5 protein-coding genes are annotated in these 5,467 nt (G+C 76.1%); all 5 read left to right on the top strand.

The genetic code is table 11. From position 1 onward, the window contains the following. A partial coding sequence (locus ACIY1X_RS11890; protein ID WP_399680766.1) for a nickel uptake transporter family protein occupies positions 1-608 on the top strand: 608 nt, incomplete at its 5' end. 2 nt (positions 609-610) lie between these two features. After that, entirely contained in the window at positions 611-1,243 is a 633-nt protein-coding gene (locus tag ACIY1X_RS11885; RefSeq protein WP_399680764.1) for a hypothetical protein, read from the top strand. Continuing rightward, positions 1,240-2,412 carry an efflux RND transporter periplasmic adaptor subunit gene (locus tag ACIY1X_RS11880; protein ID WP_399680763.1) on the top strand — a complete coding sequence of 391 codons (1,173 nt, stop codon included), beginning with the start codon at positions 1,240-1,242 and terminating at the stop codon, positions 2,410-2,412. Before ACIY1X_RS11885 ends, ACIY1X_RS11880 begins: the two co-directional genes overlap by 4 nt. Next, a complete protein-coding gene (locus ACIY1X_RS11875; protein ID WP_399680761.1) occupies positions 2,406-4,370 on the top strand; it encodes an ABC transporter permease in 1,965 nt (654 codons plus the stop codon). Before ACIY1X_RS11880 ends, ACIY1X_RS11875 begins: the two co-directional genes overlap by 7 nt. Before the next feature lie 2 nt (positions 4,371-4,372). After that, positions 4,373-5,467: efflux transporter outer membrane subunit (locus ACIY1X_RS11870; RefSeq protein WP_399680759.1), on the top strand; the 1,095-nt coding region annotated here is incomplete at its 3' end.

Below are 5,467 nucleotides of genomic sequence, written 5' to 3'. Positions count from 1 at the left end.
TCCTCGCCGGATCGGCCCAGGCCCACCAGCTCTGGATCGAACGCGACGGCGACGGCCCCGCGCGCGTGTTCGTCGGCGACGTCGACGGCGAGCGCGACCGCGGCGAGGACGTCGCCAAGCTGGCCGGCACCACGCGCCTGTTCGCCGCCGACCCGGCCGCGCCGCTCAAGCTCACCGCGCACGACGACCGCCTCGAGGCACCCGCGCCCGCCGGTGCCGACCTGCGCCTGGTCAACGACCAGGTGTGGAAGCCCTGGCGCGCCAAGGACGGCACGCTCAAGGCCGCCGTGTTCAACGCCCGCGAAGGCCGCCGCGACACCCGCGCCGCGCTCGACTACGAGTTCGTGCCCGCCGCGCCGCAGGGCGACCGCTTCACGCTCGTCTTCAAGGGCCAGCCCGTGGCCGGCAAGACCGTGACGGTGGTGGACCCGAACCAGTGGGCCAAGCGCCTGAAGACCGACGCCGAGGGGCGCCTCGCGCTGCCCGCGCGCGGCCCCGGCCGCTACGTGCTGGTGGCCTCGCACTCGGTCAAGGAAAAGCGCCAGGTCGTCGGCGAGACTGTGGACGCGGTGGACTACACCGCCACCCTGAGCTTCGTGGTGCACTGAGCATGGCCGTTTCGCTGCTTCTGCGCGCGGCGCTCGCCGGCATCGCCCTCGGCACGGCCGCGCTGCCTGCGACGGCCGACTCCCTGTGGCTGCAGCCCGCGCGCGGCGGCCAGGCCGAGGTGCGCGCCGGCACCCTTGCCAAGCCGCTGGCCGCGCTGCCGGCGCTGAAGGACCCGAAGGCGAGCCAGGGCGGCCAGCCGGTGCCCGCGCGTGCCGAGGCCGGGCGCTTCGCGATCGACGCGGCCGCCGACGCCGCCGACCTGCGCTTCACCGCCGTGCTGCCCGGCGCGCAGGGCGTGCTGACCCACTACCAGGCCCGCCTGGGCCGCCGCGACACGGCGCCGGCGAACGACCTTGAACTGGTGCCCACCACGCCCGGCGGCAGCACCTTCCGCCTGATGTGGAAGGGCAAGGCCGTGGCCGCCGCGCAGGTCAACATCGAGACCGCCGAGGGCTGGTCGCGCACGCTGCGGCCCGACGCGGACGGCAGCGTCACGCTGACGACGCCCTTCCCGGGCCTCTACGTGCTGGAGGTCAGCGCGCGCGTCGACGGCAAGGGCGCGCGCTTCGAGGGCCAGGACTACCCCGACGTGCGCCACACCGCCACGCTGAGCTTCGAGGTGCCGGCCCGATGAAATGGCGCGCCCTCGGCGCGGCGCTGGCGGTGGCCGGCGTCGCGGTCGCCGCCGCCCTACTGCTCCTGCCGCCCGAGGTGCGCTACGAGACCGAGGCCGTGCGCCGGCAGCCGGTGCAGGACACCGTCACCGCCATCGGCACGCTGCAGCCGCGCCAGTACGTGGACGTGGGCGCGCAGGTCTCGGGCCAGATCCGCCGCCTGCACGTGGCCGCCGGCGACGCGGTGCGGCGCGGCCAGCTCCTGGTGGAGATCGACCCCAGCGTGCAGCAGGCCACCGTCGACGCCGGCCGCGCGCAGCTCGACGGCCTGCGGGCCCAGCTCGCCGAGCAGGAGGCGCTGCACCGCCTGGCCGCGCAGCAGATGGCGCGCCAGCGCCAGATGGCAGCCGAGGAAGCCACGCGCGCCGAGGACGTGCAGGCCGCCGAGGCCGAGCTGGCCGTGCGCGCCGCGCGCATCGCGCAGCTTCGTGCCCAGATCGCCGAGACCCGCGCCACGCAGCGCGCCGACGAGGCGCGGCTGGGCTACACGCGCATCTTCGCGCCGATGGACGGCACCGTGGTCGGCGTCGAGGCGCGCGAGGGCCAGACCCTCAACGCCACCTACCAGACGCCGCGCATCCTGCGCATCGCCGACCTGGGCGGCATGACGGTGTGGACCGAGGTGTCCGAGGCCGACGTGCGCCGCGTGCGCCCCGGCATGGCCGTGTGGTTCACCACCCTGGGCAGCGACGGCGAGGGCGAAGCGCGCCGCTGGCGCAGCCGCGTGCGCCAGGTGCTGCCCGCGCCGCCGCTGCAGGAAAAGAGTGCCGAGTCCGCCGGCGCCGCCGCCGCGCCGGCCACCAAGGCCGTCACCTACACCGTGCTCTTCGACGTCGACAACGCCGACGGCGCGCTGATGCCGCAGATGACGGCGCAGGCGGTCTTCCAGGTCGCCGGCACCGAGGACGCGCTGGCGGTGCCGCTGGCCGCATTGCAGCCCGTGGCCGATGCGCCCGGCCAGGCGGCGGTGCGCGTGCTGGGCGAAGGCGGCCGGCCCGAGCAACGCCGCGTGCGCGTGGGCGTGCGCAGCCGCCACCTGGCCGAGGTGAGCGAGGGGCTGAAGGAGGGCGAGCGCATCGTCACCGGCGAGACGCGCCGACCGCGCACGCCGAAGTGGCTGCAATGGTGACGCCGCCGCTGATCGAGCTGCGCGGCGTGCGCAAGCGCTACGGCGGCAGCGGCGGCCAGCCCGAGGTCGAGGTGCTGCACGGCATCGACCTGGCGGTGCACGCCGGCGAGTTCGTCGCCATCGTCGGCGCCTCGGGCTCGGGCAAGTCCACGCTGATGAACCTGCTCGGCGGGCTCGACCGGCCGAGCAGCGGCAGCTACTTCTTCGAAGGCCGCGACGTGGCCGCGCTGGACGCCGACGCGCTGGCGGCGCTGCGGCGCCAGACCTTCGGCTTCGTGTTCCAGGGCTACCACCTGATCGGCAGCGAGACCGCGGGCGAGAACGTGGAGCTGCCTGCGCTCTACGCCGGCCTGCCGGCGGAGGAACGCGCGCGGCGCGCACAGGCATTGCTCGACCAATTGGGCCTGGACGGCAAGGCGCAGCTGCGGCCGCACCAGCTCTCCGGCGGCCAGCAGCAGCGCGTGGCCATCGCCCGCGCGCTGATGAACGGCGGGCGCGTGCTGCTGGCCGACGAACCCACCGGCGCGCTCGACAGCGCCAGCGGCGCCGAGGTGATGGCCCTGCTGCACGCGCTGGCCGACCGCGGCCACACCATCGTGCTCATCACCCACGACCGCGAGGTGGCGGCGCAGGCGCGCCGCGTGGTGGAGATCCGCGACGGCTGCATCGTGGCCGACCGCATGAACGGCGCGCCTGTCGCCGGCACTTCGCCCGTCGCCGCGCCCGCGCTGCCGCCGCAGGACGATGCGCAGGCGCGCCGCGCCACCTTCTTTTCCGAGCTGGGGGAAGCGGCGCGCACCGCCTCGCGCGGCATGGGCCGCAACCGGCTGCGCACCGGCCTCACGCTGCTGGGCATCGTGATCGGCGTGGCCTCGGTGATCGTGATGCTGGCCATCGGCGAGGGCGCGCGCCAGCGCGTGGTCGAGCAGATGGGCACGCTGGGCACCACCATCATGTACCTGGGCGGCCGCGCGCCCGACACCGGCGGGCCACCGGGGCTCATCACCGAGGAAGACCTCGCCGCCCTCGCCGAGCTGCCCGAGATCGCCTACGTCATGCCGGTGATCGGCGACCCGATCCCGGTGCGCCAGGGCCGCGTGGAGCGGCAGGTCTACGTCTTCGCCGCGCAGCACTTCATGCCCGACGTGCACCAGTGGAAGGTCGCGCTCGGCCGCTACCACACCGAGGCCGAGGACCGCGCCCTCACGCCGCTGGTGGTGCTGGGCCACCGCGCGCAGCAGCACTTCTTCCCCGGCGTGGCCGACCCGCGCGGGCGCCAGTTGCTCATCGGCGACTCGCCCTTCGAGGTGATCGGCACGATGGCCGAGCGCGGCGCCGAGTCGGGCGCGCAGAGCTACGACGACATGGTCTTCATCCCCTACAGCGCCGGCCGCGCGCGCGTGTACCGCGTGCAGACGCAGCCCGACTACACCGTCATCGCGGCCGCCTCGCCCGAGCAGGTGGGGCCGGCCGAGCAGGCCATCCGCCGCGTGCTGCTGGCGCGCCACGGCCGCGAGGACTTCGCCATCAGCAACGCCGCCGCGCGCCTGCAGGCCGAGGCCGAGACGCGCCGCAGCATGACCATGATGCTCGGCCTGATCGCCACCGTCTCGCTGGTGGTGGGCGGCATCGGCGTGATGAACGTGATGCTGATGACGGTGCGCGAGCGGCTGCGCGAGATCGGCATCCGCATGGCCGTGGGCGCGCGCCGGCGCGACGTGCAGCGCCAGTTCCTCACCGAGGCCATGCTGCTCACGCTGGCCGGCGGCGTGGCGGGCGTGGGCGTCGGGCTGGCGGTGGGCATCGGCCTCATCGCGGCCGGTGCGGCGGTGGTGTTCTCGGTCAGCGCGATGCTGCTGGCTTTCGGCTGCGCGGCGGCCACCGGGCTGGTCTTCGGCTTCATGCCGGCGCGCACCGCCGCGCGGCTGGACCCGGTGGTGGCGCTGGCGGGGGAATGAGGATGCGGCTGCACCTTCATCGCTTCGCGGCCGTCGCCGCGCTGCTTTCGGCGGCCGGCTGCGCAACGCACACGCCGCCGCAGGACGCGCCACCGGCGTTGCCCGAACGCTGGGCGCAGGCGCCTGCCACCGGTGCGGACGGGATCGCCGCCGACTGGTGGAGCGCCTTCGGCAGCGCCGAACTCGACGCCCTGGTGCGCCAGGCCGCGGAGGGCAGCCACGACCTCGCGGCCGCCGTCGCGCGCGTGCAGCAGGCCGAGGCCGCCGCGCGCGCGGCCGGCGCGGCGCTGTGGCCCTCGCTGACGGCGGGCGTTTCGGCCGGCCGCGAGGCGCGTCTGGGCGGCCATGCGGACGTGGCCGGCACCGCCTTCGGCGCCAGCCTGCAGATGCGCTACGAGGCCGACTTCTGGGGCCGCCACCGCGCCGCGCGCGACGGCGGCGAAGCCTTGTTGCAGGCCAGCCGGCACGACCGCGACACGCTGCGGCTCGCCCTGGCCGCCGGCGTGGCCGGCGCCTGGCTGCAGGCCGTGGCGCTGCACGAGCGCATCGACCTCGGCGCGCTGAACCTGCAGACCGCCGAGCGGCTGCTGGCCGTGGTCGAGGCCCGCGCGCGCGCCGGCGCCGCCTCGCTGCTGGAACTGGCGCAGCAGCGCGGCCTGGTCGCCGCCCAGCGGCGCGGCCTGGCCGCGCTGCGCGAGCAGGCGCACGCCGCGCACATGGCGCTGGCCCTGCTGCTCGGCCGGGCCGAGGGCGCGCCCCTCGCTCAGGCGCGTTCGCTCGCCGCCCTGCGTGCGCCTGCGCTCCAGCCCGGCACGCCGGCCGCGCTGCTGGCGCGCCGCCCCGACATCGCGCGCGCCGAGGCACAGCTCGCCGCGGCCGATGCCGACGTGGCGGCAGCCCGCGCCGCGCTGCTGCCGACCCTGACGCTGTCGGCCGACCTCGCCAGCGGCGCCTCGCGCTGGCGGCAGGTGCTCGACAACCCGGCCTACACGCTCGCCGCGGCGCTGGCCGCGCCGATCCTCGACGGCGGCCGCCGCGCCGCCGTGCGCGACGCCGCACAGGCCCGCCGCGAGGAACTGCTGGCCGGCTACCGGCAG

The organism is Xenophilus sp., assembly GCF_044462705.1.
Classification (GTDB): Bacteria; Pseudomonadota; Gammaproteobacteria; order Burkholderiales; family Burkholderiaceae_C; genus Xenophilus; species Xenophilus azovorans.
The sequence above is the reverse complement of the archived record's forward strand: the minus strand, read 5'-3'. Positions and strand labels throughout refer to the sequence as shown.